The sequence below is a fragment of the Polaribacter sejongensis genome (assembly GCF_038024065.1).
GTDB lineage: Bacteria > Bacteroidota > Bacteroidia > Flavobacteriales > Flavobacteriaceae > Polaribacter > Polaribacter sejongensis.
Genome location: NZ_CP150667.1, coordinates 320699 through 338434, shown reverse-complemented (window position 1 = coordinate 338434; position 17736 = coordinate 320699). Strand labels below are relative to the sequence as shown.

8 protein-coding genes are annotated in these 17736 nt (G+C 31.1%); 4 read left to right on the top strand and 4 right to left on the bottom strand.

The window, feature by feature from the left end; genetic code table 11:
• Positions 1 to 43 precede the first annotated feature (43 nt).
• The 3 genes from WHD08_RS01070 to WHD08_RS01060 all read right to left on the bottom strand — a co-directional run bounded on the left by WHD08_RS01070 (position 44) and on the right by WHD08_RS01060 (position 5928).
• Complete coding sequence (locus tag WHD08_RS01070) at positions 44 to 367, bottom strand: hypothetical protein (RefSeq protein ID WP_208889565.1); 324 nt, start codon at positions 365 to 367, stop codon at positions 44 to 46.
• A gap of 18 nt (positions 368 to 385) precedes the next feature.
• Positions 386 to 799 (bottom strand): hypothetical protein, encoded by a 414-nt coding sequence (locus WHD08_RS01065; protein WP_205860180.1) that lies wholly within the window; start codon positions 797 to 799, stop codon positions 386 to 388.
• 122 nt (positions 800 to 921) lie between these two features.
• Positions 922 to 5928 carry a DUF4132 domain-containing protein gene (locus WHD08_RS01060; protein WP_208889566.1) on the bottom strand — a complete coding sequence of 1669 codons (5007 nt, stop codon included), beginning with the start codon at positions 5926 to 5928 and terminating at the stop codon, positions 922 to 924.
• A 235-nt stretch (positions 5929 to 6163) separates the two neighbouring features.
• Between WHD08_RS01060 and WHD08_RS01055 the strand changes: the two genes are divergently transcribed.
• The 3 genes from WHD08_RS01055 (at position 6164) to WHD08_RS01045 (ending at position 11828) form a co-directional block, all read left to right on the top strand.
• Positions 6164 to 8677: a hypothetical protein gene (locus tag WHD08_RS01055; protein ID WP_208889567.1), complete on the top strand. Its 2514-nt coding sequence runs from the start codon at positions 6164 to 6166 to the stop codon at positions 8675 to 8677.
• A gap of 79 nt (positions 8678 to 8756) precedes the next feature.
• Positions 8757 to 11279 (top strand): hypothetical protein, encoded by a 2523-nt coding sequence (locus WHD08_RS01050; RefSeq protein ID WP_208889568.1) that lies wholly within the window; start codon positions 8757 to 8759, stop codon positions 11277 to 11279.
• 183 nt (positions 11280 to 11462) lie between these two features.
• Positions 11463 to 11828, top strand: coding sequence for a YchJ family protein (locus WHD08_RS01045; RefSeq protein WP_208889569.1), 366 nt, complete (start codon positions 11463 to 11465; stop codon positions 11826 to 11828).
• A gap of 650 nt (positions 11829 to 12478) precedes the next feature.
• Here WHD08_RS01045 and WHD08_RS01040 read toward each other — a convergent pair.
• Complete coding sequence (locus WHD08_RS01040) at positions 12479 to 14716, bottom strand: hypothetical protein (RefSeq protein ID WP_208889570.1); 2238 nt, start codon at positions 14714 to 14716, stop codon at positions 12479 to 12481.
• Between the two features lie 331 nt (positions 14717 to 15047).
• Here WHD08_RS01040 and WHD08_RS01035 point away from each other — a divergent pair, with 331 nt between their 5' ends.
• Positions 15048 to 17294, top strand: coding sequence for a glycoside hydrolase family 3 N-terminal domain-containing protein (locus tag WHD08_RS01035; RefSeq protein ID WP_208889571.1), 2247 nt, complete (start codon positions 15048 to 15050; stop codon positions 17292 to 17294).
• Positions 17295 to 17736: the final 442 nt, after the last annotated feature.

Below are 17736 nucleotides of genomic sequence, written 5' to 3'. Positions count from 1 at the left end.
TAATATTGAATAGCATTTTTTAGTAAGATTTGTTTTTTAAACACTACTCCTCTATTATTAATTCTGTAAGATTAATTGTTTTATTTTCAACAAGTTGATAAACTCCTTTGCCAGAAATTTGTTCGGTAAAAACTTGAACATCATCTCCGTAAGAAACTCCTACATTTACATCAAATATAAATTTGGCATTTTTAAAAGTGAAAGAATTAGTATTAACCTCAACAGAAATGTTAGTTGGTTCTAAGGTAACATCCCAATAACTGGAAGCTTCATTGCCGAATTCTAGGTTGACTAATAAATTGCTCCAAGTTTTATGATGATTAACAATTTGTGCTGCCAATTGGTTTTGTATGTTTTCAATATCCATATTTACTGAATTTAAATACTACCAATACGTACCAACTAAAAACGTCATTCTTATAAATGCTATTACACTTTCTGATGTTAATTCTAAAGGTGCTTTTAAATCGGTAATTTCATCTTCATCTACAAAAACTACAAACAAACCGTCTTTAAAAGAAAGTAAAACATTGTCTATTGCTTTTTGCAAATTTGCTAAATCTGTATTGGCTAATTCGCCAAATTCTACTTTACCACTTTCTGCTTTTTCTTGTATTTCTGCCGGACTTAAAAATCCAATGACATTAACTTCTGTTCGTTTTTTATTAAAAGCTTCTACTTGATTTTTTACACAACCAATTAATAATTCTTCTAAATTTTTAGGATTTTCTTCTAAAGTAAAAGGCACTTTTTTAACCTTCTTCTTGCCTAGCCTTTTTAGTTGTAACGTGATTTCCATAATATGCTAAATGTTTTTTGCGTTAGGGATTGACGAGGAAAGCCCACAGTGCGTTAGCACGAGGACTTGCAACAGAAAGCCCGACCTCGCCTAAGCGAGGTAACGCCATAATTGTTTTAATATTAGCTATTTATCTGTGCTAAAATTGTTGGATCTTGTATTTTATTATCTTCGGATAAAAGCTTCATTTTAGAAATAATTTCTGCCGATTTTGGATCGTCGTCTACAAATGGTAAAAACATACGACCTCGATGCTGACTATGCACCGGAATTATAGATAACGCAAGTCCGTTTTTGCTTACTTGACCACTTCCTAAATGAATACTGTATTCGCCAAAGGTTCCTTTAATAAACACAAAACGTTCTTTAACGGTAATGTTTTTAAGCTTGAATAATCTTGCCGATTCTTCTGCCAAAGCAGCACGCATTTGCATGGTACTATGACTTGCTTCTGGATCTACACCACCAACATGTGCAACACTTACCACAAGATCTATATCTCGCATAATTTCACTAAAAATTACAGACGGAATCTCGGTAAGCGGAATTCTTTGATACGTATCTACAGAATGAAAACAGATATCTTCTATGGTTGGCGCTTCTGCTTCTGAGGGCGAATACCAATCTGCCATAGCATACATTGTTGCTATAAAACCTTTTTTGTGATATACTTTTTGTAAGCCTTCTTCCATACTTACCGTCCAACCTCTACTTCTTAAAAGTGCTATGGTTTTTTTAGGCTGAATTTGGTGTCCTTGGTAACGTTCGGAACGATTGCTATGTTCGCGTTCATCATCGGTAACTAAATACAACTCTCTAAATACTTGTTTAAAAGGTTGTGTTAAACGTTCTGCAAATAAGTATTTCTGATACATATCCCACTCTACTGCTTTGTATAAATGAGATGCGTGCGCAATAACTAAAAGGTCGTTTTCTTCTAATTGATGCGTTTTACCGTTAGCATCTGTTAAAATACTTTCATTGTAAAAACCTGAAATTTCTTTTTCTGGAACGTACATTACTAATTTACTCAACATCACTTTTACAATAGGATGTTGCATCATATTATGAATTTCTAGCGCTGTAAATTCATCTTCATTTATCATTGCATTTTCTAATGATAAACGGGTTCTGCTGTATTGTCTAGAAAGGTATGTTTTGTTTTCTTTTAAAGCGATTATTTGCTTGTCTTTACGTAATTTGGCAGGAATATTTTTTAACGACTTACCTGCTTTGGTAACCTTAATATCTGTTTTACCAAGATTGTTAATTACTAATTCTATCTCCGTTTCTTCTATGGAAATTTTAGAATTCTCCATAATTTTTTGAGTAGCTTTTGCTTCCATTGCCCAACTAAAGCGTACACGATCTTGATAACCTGCATTACGAGATAAATTGTCTAAACCAATTTCTACTGCAATAGCTTCACTTTCTTGACGTTGTGCTCCAAATTGCTTGCTCTCTTTTAAGAAATCTTGCAACAAATTATAACGCTTTAATAAATCTTTTTCTGGTATGGTTTTACTTAACGGAATTAAACCTAAAGCACGCACGTAATCTTTGTCCCGCTTGTCTTTAATTTTCTTTAACGTTTCAGTAATTTTTACTTCACCTAACATTACGCTAGAATATAATTTTACTTGTCTATGTCCGTTTCCGTCAGAAATATATTTGGCTGCGTCATGTAGTAATTTCCAATTGGTTTTTCCGATGGTTTTATACACTCTATTAAACCAATCTACATCTATGGCTCCAAGAGCAAAATCACTTTTCGGAATGTTAGAATAACGAGAAATAATGGTTTCTTGTTCGCTATTCATACGATCTGAAGCGTGTGCTTGAAACCACCAAACGGCATCTTCTAATTTTTCTAAACCTAAATATTCTCCAATAACACCTGTCCATTGTGTTGCATAACACGCAAGTTCTATCAAACGTTTTTTAGTCACTTTAGAAGCATCTGCACGTGCAGCAAAATCGGCATAACTTTCGGTATCTTTAAAGAGAGATTTTTTAAGCATAGAACTAAAAATAGTTTTTTTGCTCTCTCCATAATAACTATAACCACGCTCAAAATTATCTTTTCCTAAACGTTCTAAAATTCTAAATACATAATCTACACCTTCTACACGATGAATACCATTCATGTAACCTGTTGCTGTAGTTTCTATATCTCCACGTTCTAATTCTGTTTCTAATAAATTGGTTTTTAAGGCTGCAAAAACATGTTTAGGTACGCTGTCTTTTTCTATCCATTTATAATTTATTCTAGAATTATAACCACCGTCCATAAGAGACATTAATTGACGAGAATGTAAGGCTTGCAAACATAAATCATCATCATTAATTAAGCCTTTTTTGTAAAGTCTTAAAGTTACCGGCATACTAGGAAATGGAACAATGCCGGGTCTACTGAATTGTTTTGTAATTACGCTTACATCTGCAGTTGCATTAGGATATTCTATATCTTGTGCAACTAAATACATATAAAAGCTCCAATATTTATGAACTTGTTCTTCTGTAAGAAGTTCTAAATGATTAATACCTAAACTTGGTACAAGTGGTAAAATGATGTTTGCCCAATTGTACGTTTTTTTATTATAGCGATAATTAGACGTTTGATATTGTACTAACTTCAGCTTGTCTGGAAAATTAGCAATCATATCTTCCATAACATCTAGCTTAAAATTAGCTATTGTTTTTTCTTCTACATACACTTTATATAGACGTTGTAAAATTTCATTATAAGCTTCAGATTTTGAGTTATAACGGTCTTCTTTATCTAAATTTAATCCGCTTAAATCTGGATAATATTGTCTCGCAAAAGTGCCTAATTCTTTATAATCTCCAAATGGATTATTATGATTATTAATGTAACGGATTGCAGCATGCATTTCAAAATCATTAAGCGTACTTTGCTCGTACCAAGCAATCCATAATTTTGCTAAAGGAAGGTTCTGTAAATGATCTTCTGCAGTAGCATCTTCATCTAATCTTTTTATACTACGAATCCCTTTTTCTATATAAGTGGTTGCTATTTCTCCTCTATATAGTTCCGCTTGATATTCGAAATGTTTATTTTTAGTAACAATTGCGATTAACTTATTAACCTCTTTTATAATTTTATTTGCGTCTATAAATTCTTTAAATTTAAATCCTGCAGATTCTGAAGTTGTAATCCCTAATTTATCGAAGAAACTGGTCTTTTTCTCGAAACGAGATTGTGGTATATATAATGGTGTTAAGTTATCATAATCTATAGCTCCAAAACCATTACTATAATTAAACTCTTCTGCATTGTCAGAAAACTTATCTAAATAAACTTGTTCGTTTTTTGTGATTTTAGGTCGTTCGTTATACATACGAATTTGGTCTTCTACAAAGTTAGACTGTCTATTTTCGTCGTGTAAAAGCGTTAACATTTCTAAACCTCCTAAACGTTGATCTATACTTTTTGCTGTTACTAAATTTGTAGCACTGTTTCTTAAACGATCTGCTGGTAATTTTATCAATAATTGAATTAAAGAAGTACGTAATTCTTTATGTTTTCTTCTTAATAAATCTTCTGCAATTTCTAAATCTTCATCATAAAGATGCATTCTACTAAACAAATTAAGTCCGGTAGCCATTAACAATTCGTTTCTGTTATAAATTGCTTTTCTTGCTAAAGCTCTTTTCCACGAATTTTTATCAAAATTTAAAGGTTCTTTTTTCTCTGAATCTTTTTGATAATTGTAAAATGAATAACTGTAATCTATAGGAAAAACTTTACGAATGTAACTCTCTCTAAATTCTGTTGGCAACACTTCTAAATCATTCGCCATTAATTCTAATTGATTTTCTGTAGATCCGCTTAAAAGAAACTGATAAAAATAATAAGAGCTAGGTGTAAAACTCCACCAAGAAAATATTTTAGTTTCGAAGGTTTTACCTTTTTCTTCTGCTGCTTTTGCTACATCAAATAATTTTGAAAAAGTGTCATTATCTAATGAAGTATTGTGTGGTAAATTTACCGCCATCCAATGATCTAAAGCATAATCCTTACCAATTTCATTTTTAAAATACGCTACTAAAGAATCGTTTGTTCTGTCTGTTTTAGATATAAAATATAATGCTAAAATCTTTTTATTTCTATCTTCTGATGTAAAAACAAGATCTAACGCTTTAGCATTTGCTTTGTCTACATCTAAAATAGCAATAGACCATAAAGCTACTAAAACCTCTAAATTATCTTTACTTTTAAGAAGTGTGTCTACTTCTTTTAAATTTAAAATTAAAGATTGTGCTAATTCTAAAACTCTATTGATTACCGATTTTTTAGGAGTGTCCCAATTTAAACCAAACCAAGTACTTACTGCTCTAGTAACACTACTAAAACGAGTAAGGTCGTTTTCTAAAACAATATTAATCATGTATTTTAAAGCACCAAGACCAGCTTCATCTAAAGATTCTAGAATAGTTTGTCTTAATCCTTCTTGACGTTGGGCAGCTAGTAATAATTTACCAACCATTTCCCAATGCTTTTCGTCTTCAGACAGTAATAATGCTTTTATAATATCTATACTAATACCACCAATTTCATCTTCTCCCTGAATAATATCGTCTAATAACTCATCAAACACTCCTTCTCCATTATGTAGTAAGGTTGCTAAAAAATAACCACTTGAACCTGGAAAATACGTGCTATATTGAAACTGCTCTTGTAATGTTAAGCCGCCAAAACCTCTTCTACTTAATCGTAAAAAATGGGTAAAAAACTGTAATTTATTACGTAATGTATCTTGCGTTTTTACAGACCTAAAAGCTTTTCTGTCATATCCTCTTTGATAAGGTAACGTATCCATAAAATCCCACATATCGGCTAAATACGGAGTTTGAACAATACCATATAACTCAATTGCTAAGCGCATTCCTTCTTCGGTTCTCCATGGATTTATTGTAATTGCATCGTCAAAAATGGCAACAAAATCACTTACATTATAATAGTTTCTTCTTTCGCCTTTATCAAAACCTCCTAAAATTTTAGCTAAAACTCTATAAGGTTCAGAAAATGGACGAAAATCAAACCGATCTATTTCTGGTTTTTTATATTTTTCTACGTATTTATTTGCTTCTTCTACTGGAATCATATGTCTTAATTCTTTAAATCAATTATAAATGCTGATTATAAACCTTATAAAAAAAGGAATCATAATTAATGGCAAGGTAAAAGTAAGATTGCTTTTTTTCATCACTGTATTTAATGATTTTTTTTTGTAAAGTTTTAACTTTTTAAATGAAGGTGTATTTATAATATCACAGAATACAGTGACAAAAAACATCTGATTTTAAAATAGGTTTGTATCATCAAAAATAAACAGCCTTATGATATTTGCTAAACACGAACATGGTTTCAATTTTAATAATGATGAAGCATCTTATAAAACGATTAAAGCTTGTAAAAATTACCCAGAAGATTTTTATTACGAGATTTTTGTACTCGCGAAATCTACTAAAAACAAGCAGATTAGAACCGAATGTACCAATATCATAAAAAAACAGGCACCAGAAGCTTTACAGTTAGCTTTTAAAAGTCGAAAAAAAATAACGCTGATAGAAGATTCTTCTTCTTTTAACAAGAAGCTGATTGCTATATTAGAGTACGGTGTACTTTCAGAAGACCTAGACCTTTTTAAACTATTTACACTTGTTTGTAGGCATTTAACGCTTTCGCTTGAATATGCAAAAAAAGAAATCATTGAATTTTTCATAGAAACACCCCGTCTTTTAAGTCAGTTTAATGGTATTAAAGAATTATCAATTAGCACCTCTAGACAGAAAGAAGGTTTTAGTAGCGTTGTAAACAACATAACGCAACTTACCTCATTAGAGAAACTAGAACTTGACATTGATTATAAATACATACCAGAAGAACTAGAACGATTAGTTAGCTTAAAAGAGTTTATACTAGCAGCACCTAACTTAGTATGGGTTCCCGTAGGAATAACCAAGTTAAAAGCACTTAAAAAGTTGGAGTTTAGAGGGGATTTTCGTTTTGGTGATGACGATCCTAACCCTAACATAGTTAACTTTACTTGGCTTACAGAACTTACAAGTTTAAAGCATTTAAGAATAGGTTCTTTTACGGTACAAGACCTCTCTGGTGTAGAGCTTCCGGCAAGTTTAAAAAAATTAGAGCTTTTTAGGTTAGAAAATCTAACCGCTTTACCAGAAACACTTGGTCACTTACCCAAACTAAAAAAATTGAGGCTAAGTGGTATGGAATCCTTAGAACACTTTCCTGCATCTGTTAGTGAATTTAAAACCTTAGAGGTTTTAGAAGTTATTCATTTATCAAAATTAAAAAAAGTTCCTGCATCTTTTATTTTTGGACCAAATATTAAACGTTTACTAGGTTTGTATACAGAATTTATGCCTTATGGAGTAACACCTGTAACTAAGCTAAAAAGAATCGTTTTTACCCATCCAGAGCTTCTTAGTTTTGTATTAGATAATGCCTTGTCTTTTACTAATTTAAAAGAGATAGAAATTAATTGTGATGCACCAAAAAGAAGAAGTGCACATACGCTTTCTGCTTTTAAAAAACTTAAAAACCTTAAGTATAGATTAGCACATCATTTAGAATGGGTTTTAGAGGGTATTCACGAATGTAAAAAGCTAGAAGACGTTCTTATTTTCGGAATATACGATGCGACTAATGCTAAAATGACAAATGTTGATGTTGCTAATTTCCCGCAAGCATTTTCTAGAGTAAAGCATTTGCAAACCTTAAGAGTGCACCGTGCAAAAGCACTAGTTTTAAATACAAATTACTTACCTATAAAGACAGACAGTCTTACCATTACAGATATAAAAGTCATTGAGCCAGGTGTTGAAGATTTTGAGGTAAATCATATAAAAGTAATAGATACACCTATTACCGCATTGCAAAAATTTTATTCGGTAATACGTGCTAAAAAAATGAAGTTAGGCGATGAAAATAGAGTTAAAAATGAGATTCTAGATTTTGATAATTTTAAAGACCCTGAAAACATTAAAAACTTCATATTTAATAGTAATGTAAAAGGCTTAGATAAGGCATTAAAAGCACTTTGTAATTTACAAACACTAACCATTGATTTTAATAAAGATAATGCCGAACAAAACAACGGTTTAACCGCTTATACACACCATAATTTAAAAAACTTAACCATTAAAAATTTTAATGGTAACACTAGTGTTATTAAATTATTATTAGAGCATACGCCTCATCTAGAATTTTTAGAAATTTACGATTGTGTAGGACTTGCAGACTTACCTAAAATTACTTTAAACAAACTAAAAACACTGATATTATTTTATAGCGATGATATACAGTCTATAGAAAACTTAACAGTGCCCAACATAGAACTATTTAAAGTTTTATCGTGTGACAATTTTGGTTACGATGCTATGGTTACGGCATCGCATTGGAAAACGCTTAAATTTCTTTGGTTAGAAAGCATTAGTAAAGATGTTGAAAGCTATCCTGAGACCATTGCAGACTTAAATTTAGATACCTTTTTTATTGATGGTTGTTACGCTAAGAGACAAATCCCGAAATGGATAGGAAAAATGAAATCCTTACGAGTTTTAGGTATAGAAAACTTTAGGCGTTCCCCATTACCGGAAGAATTAGCCGAATTAACCCAATTAAAAATAATGAGTATTAGAGGCTGTGATTTTTCAGAACAAGTGTCTGATGAATTTAAGAATTTGAATTTAGAGGATTTAATTTACAGGTATTCAAAATTTAATGGAAACAATATGAAATCTTCTAAATACTACGCATTAGCTGGAAATAAATTATTAAAAGAGGATTTTGATAACAGATATGAAAAATATAATCTGTACTGTTAAAGAAATTTAAGCACAACGTACAGCAATCTAAAAAACCTGTTTTCAAAAGAAATTTATACTTTAAAAATTAACGATTATTATGACAAAACCAGCAGAAACACCTGTTTTCAAGTTTTATACAATGGATGAATATTATGAAGACATTAAAAAGTGTAAAAACTTTCCAGAGGATTTTTATTATGAAATTTTTGTGATTGCAAAAACAACATCTAATAAAAAAAATAGAACAGAGTGTGCTAACATCATAAAAAAACAAGCCCCAGAAGCTTTACAAATAGCTTTTAAAAGTCGAAAAAGAATAACACAAAAAGGAAAGCGTGTAGCCAGAATGATTTCTATTTTAGAATATGGATTGCTATCTGAAGACTTAGACCTTCTTAAATTACATAATCTAATTGGTGGAGGATCAAAACTATGGTTTTTTCATTCTTCGACAGATTTTTTAGATCGCTTGTTAGAACATCCACATATATTAAGACGATTTAACGGCGTAAAAAGTTTAGAAATCCATTTAAAAGATTTTGGTAATAAATATGATAGTATTCTTAATGAGATATCAAAATTAACGTCTTTAGAAGAAATAGATCTAGAAGGTGATTATGAACAACTACCAGAGGATTTTGGTAATTTATTAAATTTAAATAAATTAAAGCTTGTTGCGCCTTGTCTAAAAAGGTTTCCTAGTACAATGTCGCAGTTAACAGCCTTAAAAAAATTACGTATAGAAGGTGATTATTGGATTGGAAAAATTATTCCTAATATGAATCTAACCGATTTTAATTGGCTTACAAACCTTACTGAATTAAAAGTATTCAAACTACGTTTTGTCGGTGTTCAAGATTTGTCTAAAGTTGTGTTTCCAGCAACCTTAAAACAAATAGAATTTTTTTGCTTAGGTGAATTAACAGCATTGCCTAAAGATGTTAGTCATTTAAAGCAACTAAAAGAGTTTCAGGTTTTATCTAAAAGCATAGGTAGCTTACCAAATGGTTTTGAAGATTTACCAAAATTAGAACTTTTTCAACTTAATGCGCCTAAGATAGATTCCATATCGTCTACCTTGTTTTTTGGAGATACGTCTAGATGTTTTGGAGATGCACCTAGACCTAAATTAGAAACAAAAATTACATATAGTGAAACTAATATAACACCAATGACGGTAGTAAGTCTGCGAGAATCTATAGAAATAGATTCGCCCAAACTACTTAATTTTGTGTTAGATAACGCGTCGTTTTTCCCTAATTTAAAGACGATAACTGTAGATTGTGAAGCACCAGAAATTCCACATAAAACATCATTAGCTGCATTTAAAAACTTAACAACGCTAAATTACAAACTAGAGCATAAATTAGATTGGCTTTTTGAAGGAATTGAGCAATGTAAAAAACTTAAAAATGTAGAATTATACAGATTTCAAGAGTCAGGTACTAGAGATATAAAATTAGCAGTTAGAATTTTTCCTACACTGTTTTCAAAAATAGAGCATTTAGAAAACTTAACGATTAAAAATGCGAGTGCTTTAGTTGTAGACACCGACCATTTGCCTAGACAAATTACCAATTTAACGATTTCTGAAATTAAAGGCATAAATGCAGGAACAGAAAAGTTAGATGTGTACAATCTAGAAATTAAAGACACACCAATACTAAATTTACAGGAATTTTATGCAGTAATTAGTGCAGCTAAATTTAATCTAGGACATAGAAATAATGATGTAAATAATGTATTAGATTTTGAAACTTTTAGACATCCAGAGAAAATTGAATCGTTTGATTTTACCAGTGATGTGAGTCAGTTAGAGAGCTTATTAAAAAACTTCGTGAATTTAAAAGAGCTTACCATTACGTTTAAAAAAAATAAGCCAGAACATAACAATGCATTAACAGCCTTTAATCATCCCAATTTAAAAGTATTAAAAATTGATAGTTATAACGGAACTACCGAAGCTTTAGAACGTTTATTAGCCCACACATCAAACCTTGAGTTTTTAGATGTATTTGAAGCCAGAGGTTTTGATGATTTTCCTGCTGTAAATTTACTTCAGCTTAAAAAATTAATAATGCAGAGTGTAGCTGTTAAAACCATAGATAATCTTAAAGTTGAAACTATTAAAGCGGTAAAACTGATCCATTGTAATAACATCAGTGATGAAAGTATCGACGTGATATCCCGTTGGAATTCCTTAAAACACCTTTGGTTAGAAGGCTTAGATGAAAATGGTACCACGTATCCTGAATCAATTTCTGAGTTGAATTTAGAAACGCTTTTTATCAGTGCACATCATAAAGAAGAAAAAATTCCTATTTGGATTGCCAAAATGAAAAATCTACGTGTTTTAGGAATAAACAATTTTAAACAAGTGGTTTTACCGGTAGAATTAGCAACACTAACACAACTTGAAGTGTTAAGTATTAGTGGTTGTGATTTTTCTGAAAAAGTATCTGAAGACTTTAGAACCCTTAACCTACAAAAATTGGTGTATTGGACGTCTAAATTTAATGGTAGCAATATGAAGTCTGAAATCTATGAGCCATTAGAAAATAAATTAGTGTCTCAACGTAATTTTGATGATATAGATAGTGAAGCGCCTTTTAGGGTATAGCTAAAAATTTACTATTACATACGAATAGTTTTTTTGTACAAAAAATATATTGTTTCTCTGCGCCATCAATTTTATAATAATTTATGTTTTACAAATAAGAGGATATACCTTTATATTTGCATTAAATGATTCAATATATCCTTCTATTTAAAAGGATAAATTGTATTAGTAAAGAATAAAACAATGAAATGTCCTTGTAATCCATCTAAGTTATATAAAGATTGTTGTAAAAAAGCGCATCAAAATATACATTCTGTAACTACTCCAGAAATTTTAATGCGTTCTAGATATAGTGCTTTTGTGATGGCCAATATTGATTATCTACAAAAAAGTCACCATAGCTCTACCCGACCTTCTAATTTTGAGAAAAAAGAAATATTAGCTTGGACAAAATCTGTAGAATGGCTAAAATTAAATGTTTTACAATCCACAGAAAATACGGTTGAGTTTAAAGCCTTTTTTTATGAGAATAGTTCTTTAAATGTGATACATGAAAATTCTCTTTTTGTAAAGGAAAATGATCATTGGGTGTATAAAAGTGCTTTGTAAAAAATCTCTTAGAATAAAAAAGAGTTGTCTAATCCTAAATAATCGATACAGATTCATAAAGGATTAAATTTAATACTTAAAACGAAACAATGACATCATTGTTCAGTCTTTTTGATTTATATGTTTTATTTGAATTTTATTTTACTTCTGCATTTGGTTTGGTATCAACATATGATCCGATAAATGGGGGCTTTCCTTATTTATTTTTCAAAGCCATATATAATGCTTATAATGCCCCTTGAACACATAAATTATTTAGATACATTAAATCCTATAATTTTCTTTGAATATGCACCTCTTATCAATGCTAGGTAACTTGGATCTTCCCTTCATCTAACATAAGTAATCTTACTTACCTAAACCTGTTATGGTTTATTTATTTTTAGGTTACCTCGATTCAATAACTTAACGCAACAAATCTAAATTAATAGATTTGTAAAATGGAAGTAAAAAAAAATAGACAATTAACTTTAAAAGAAAGTAAGCAATCTTTTTGGTTTCTTTTTTTATACTTAGTGTTTGCAATACTTTTCATTATACTATTGGTTTAGTGTATCGCTATTTTAGTACGGGACAGTTATAAAACAAAAAAACCTGTGAAGTTTATAGCTTCACAGGTTTAACATTAACTCAAAAAATCCCCCAAAAAATTATTTTGCCATGTGGTTAACAGCATTCAAGAATAATGTTTCTCCCGTAGATGTTAAGGCATAACCACCAACATTTACAGCAAAAAACATTCTTCTTCCAGCAGCTACACCACCACCGGCATATGCGGCTGTATTTGCGTCCCATTCTGCGATAGCTACATTTCCAGAAGCGCTATCTGTAGCATAAATTGTACCATTACCAGCTGTAGTAACATCTGTAACATGTAAAGGTAAAGTAACTAAATCATCAGTAACTCCATCCGTAATATTTATACCAATAAATAAAGGATGGTTAGGATCTACAGACGTTACATTTAAGCTTCCACCTTCATCAAAACCTCCTGAATCAAATAACTGTAATCTAGAGTTTCTTGCTATATAAGAACTTAGAACAATTACAGGTGTGGTAACAGACATCCAATTAGCTCGTACCGTTTCATCACTACCAAAATTACCGCTATTCGTATTTCTAGATATAAGAACTAAATCATAACCATTTAAAGTAGCAGCACCTGTTGCGTCTAAATTATCCCAACTATTATTAACCGCATTAACAGTATGCCCTTTAGATTCTAACAATGCAATATATTCTAAATCATCTTCAGCATCACCTACCTTATCTGAAGCAAATGCAATGTTTAATGTAGTTGCAGAACCACCACCACCTGCGTTATCTGTTACAATTCCGCTTGTTAAATATTGTACAGAATTTAAATAAAGTTGTTGTCCAACATCAGTTAGTGCAAAAGGGCCAGCATTAACACCTAAAAACATTCTTTTTGCTGAAGGAGTACTTGCCCCTGTATAAGCTTCTATATTAGCTTCCCATTCTCCAATTGCTAAGAATCCTGTAGTTGGATCTGAAGCAATTAGTGAACCATTTCCAGCAGTAGTAACATCAGTAATATTTGTATTTCCACCAGATATTATATCGCCAGTTTCTCCACTTCCTGTTAAAGTAACTCCTGTAAATATTGGGTGCGATGTATTATCTACGTTAAAACTAGGTGAAGCGTTTTCAACAAAAGTTCCAGAATCAACAAATTGTAATCTTGAGTTTCTTGTTATAAAGCAACTAGTTAACAGTAAAGGTGTTTTAACAGTCATCCAATTGTCTTTTACAGTTGGGTCTCCTCCAAAATTACCACTGTTAGTATTTCTAGATATAATAACTAAATCGTATCCGTTTAAAGCATTTACTCCAGAAACATCTAAATTATTCCAAGCACCATCTACAGCATCTACTTCGTAGCCAGCATCTTTAAGCATTGTTATATACCCAGCATCAACACCTGCAGAATCATCAGTTGCAAATGCAATACGATATGTAACATTTGTTTGAGTTGGTTTAATATTGATTTTATCTAAATTAGTATCAGCTCCAGTAAAATGTGTTCTAAATGTATTGGTTCCTGCTATTAATGTTACTGCAGGAATTGTTACGTTTGTATAACTATCCCATCCACCTGTATATGCAAAATCACCTGTTTCACCTAATTCGGTTATAACTCCAGTTCGTGGAGCTATTTTTTGAAATTTAATTGATTTTCCTCCAGTAGTACTTCCAGAAGCAACTACAAATTCAATATCATAAACACCTGTTTCAGTTACCTCAACAGTATAATTTATCCATTCATCAGCTGCAGTATATCCTACACTTGTTAATAAACCATTCGTACTAACTTGTACATCTACACCATCATCATCTCTATAAGTAGCACTACCTGCTGTTTCAGCTAAGTTTTCTTCTTCAGTATCATTATATGCAACGCCTTGTCCGCCTTCATCATAATTTTCAGCTTCAATAGTTCCGGGTACATTTACAGCAATTCCTCCAAAAGGAATTGGGAGTGGCAATGCATTTATAGGAGCAATTTGTACGTTAAATATTTTTTCAGATATCGAGTTATCAATATGTTTAATTGTTAAAACAACGTCACTTTTTAAAATTTCATCAAAAGAAGTATTATTAAAAGTTACGTCTACAACAGGTTCTGTTGATGTGGTAAGAGAGCCACCAGGAAACGTCCACTCTCTAGAATATACTTTAGTAGAAAGATCTGTAAAAGTTATAGTTCCGCCAGACTCAATATCCGTTGCACTTGCCGAAGCATTTGTAATTCCTTTTTCAAAAAGCGTTACCTCTCTTAATTCTTCAACCTCACAAGACAAAATAGTAATAACAAGGAAAAGAAGTAAATACCTCAGTTTAAATATGTGCATGTTTTTTAAAATCATGATTCAATTAGTTTTAAATTAATAATAGATAATCTATTTAGTTGAATGCAAAGGTTGTTAATAGTTGAAGTATTGTGGTGTCTAAAAAGTTTTCTTTAGGGTAAAAAATGTACACTTCTGCACTAAACCTCAAGTTTTTAAGGGAAATATGTTCTTTATATCGGAAGACAAATTAAATAATATGTTTTTAACTTATTAATAAAATTAGAAATTGTTAAAATTATTAAGTTGGACATTTACCCCCCTAAAGAAAATTTTTTGAAACATTCTTTTTTTGCCAAATTGAATAAATTTGAATATTCTTTATATTAAATTTTTAATAAATAATTATATGAAATATTATTTAGCATTTATAGTGCTTGTCTTTATAGGTTGCTCTGAAACTAAAGTTTCTAAAACTGAAGATAATACAACAGAACAATTTATAGATAGTTTATTAACCACAATGTCTATTGATACTAAAATAGGACAGACCAACTTAAGAGGTACTTCAAGTAGAGCAAAAACACTATCTGAAGAACTAAAAGAAGATGTAAGGCAAGGAAATGTTGGTGCACTACTAAATGTAATGAATGTTGAGTTTGTAGACGAACTTCAAAGAATAGCTGTGGAAGAAAGTCCTAATAAAATACCTTTAATTTTTGGGCGAGATATTATTCACGGTTTTAAAACCATATTTCCTATTCCGTTAGGTTTGGCAGCATCTTGGGATACTGCAACGGCAAAAGCATCGTCTCGAGTTGCTGCAATAGAATCTAGTTCTGTAGGAATACGTTGGACTTTTGCACCAATGTTAGACATTGCTAGAGATAGTCGTTGGGGTAGAATTGCCGAATCTCCAGGAGAAGATCCATATTTAGCATCCGTTTTAGGAAAAGCATATGTGCAAGGTTTTCAAGGAGACTCTCTAAATGACCCAACAAGTATTGCAGCATGTGCTAAACATTATATTGGTTATGGTGCAGCTATTGGTGGAAGAGATTATAATACGACCATAATTTCTGAACCAATACTGAGAAATGTGTATTTACCGCCTTTCAAAGCTGCTTTAGATGCTGGTGCAGCAACAGTTATGACTGCTTTTAATGAAATAAATGGGATTCCGGCTACGGGAAATGAATACCTTTTAAAAGATGTTTTAAGAGATGAGTTAAAATTTGATGGCTTTGTAGTAAGTGATTGGGATTCTGTGGTAGAAATGATTACACACGGTTTTGCTAAAGATGAAAAACAAGCAGCAGAATTAGCTGCCAATGCTGGTATGGATATGGAAATGACCAGTAAAGCATATGAGCATCATTTAAAGGAATTAATTAAAGAAGGAAAAATTACAGAGCATGAATTAGATGAATTTGTAAAAAATATTTTAAGAATAAAATTGAGATTAGGCTTATTTAAAACTCCTTATCGAGATAAAAATAGGGATACAAATTTTTATGCAAAAGAACATTTAGCTGAAGCTAAAGAAGCGGCTATAAAAAGTGCAGTATTACTTAAAAATAAAAACATATTGCCTTTATCAACTAGTACAAAAGTAGCTTTAATAGGGCCTTTGGCAGATGCTCCATTAGACCAATTGGGAACTTGGATTTTTGATGGAGAGAAAGAACATACTATAACACCACTTGATGCATTTAAAACAGCAGATATTAATTTTAAATATATACCTGCATTAACCCATAGTAGAGACAAATCTAAAAAGCAATTTAAAAAAGTTATTAATGATGTAAAAGGTGCTGATGTTATTGTATTTGTTGCTGGAGAAGAGGCTATTTTATCTGGTGAAGCACACAGTAGAGCAAATATAGATTTACCTGGAGCTCAAGAAGATTTAATAAAAGAATTAGCAAAAACCGGAAAGCCAATTGTTTTGGTAATTATGGCGGGAAGACCCATTACTATTACAAATATTATTGATGATGTTGATACTGTTTTAATGTCTTGGCATCCTGGTACAATGGGTGGTGAGGCATTGCAAGAAATTATTTTCGGAATAAGAGAACCTGAAGGAAGATTACCTGTATCTTGGCCAAAAGCAGCAGGACAATTACCGTATTTTTACAACCATAAAAACACAGGAAGACCTGCGAGTAAAGAGAACTACACTGCTATGGATGATATTCCTGTAGGCGCGTGGCAAAGCTCTTTAGGTAACAAATCTCATTATTTAGATGTTGGCTACACTCCACATTTTCCATTTGGTTTTGGTTTAGGATACACAGATTTTACTTATGACAACCTTCAAATATCAAAAGATACTATTGGTTTTAATGAAGATTTAGTAATGAAAGTTTCAATAAAAAATACAGGAAAACGTGCAGGGAAAGAAATTGTACAGTTATACCTACAAGATATTGTTGGTAGTATTACACGACCTATAAGAGAATTAAAAGGATTTCAGCATGTCAGCTTAAAGGCTGGAGAAACAAAAGAATTAACTTTTAAAATATCATCTGAGCAATTAGAATTTACAAACCATAAAATAATTCGTGCTGCAGAAGAAGGTGATTTTAATATTTGGATTGGACCTAATGCAGCATCTGGTTTAAAAAAGTCATTTTATCTTAAAAAGAAATAGTTACCGTTACATTTTATTTAATATAGAAAATAGCTACCATTTAAATATGGTGGCTATTTTTTGTTTTAAAAATACTTATACATCAAAATTGAACAAGCGTAAAGCTCTAGATAATGGTTTTAAAAGCTTATACATATTGTAAGTGAAGTTGTAAATAAAAAGAAATTATTAAGGTAAGAAATCTCTGAAAGTATACTATTAAATAGAATTATGGAGGTAAATTAATATAGATTTAAGCTATTACTTTCATATGAATGATAAAATGATTTACTACTTAATTTAATAAATTAATACGAACTCATGCCTTTGTAGATTTATGAATACTTAGTCTTTTTCTATTAAAGCACATTGAAGTCTAAAGCAGAATAATATTAAACTTACACTCTCCCCTTTAATACACATTAATAAAACTAAATATTAATGTATTCAACTTCATTAAAAT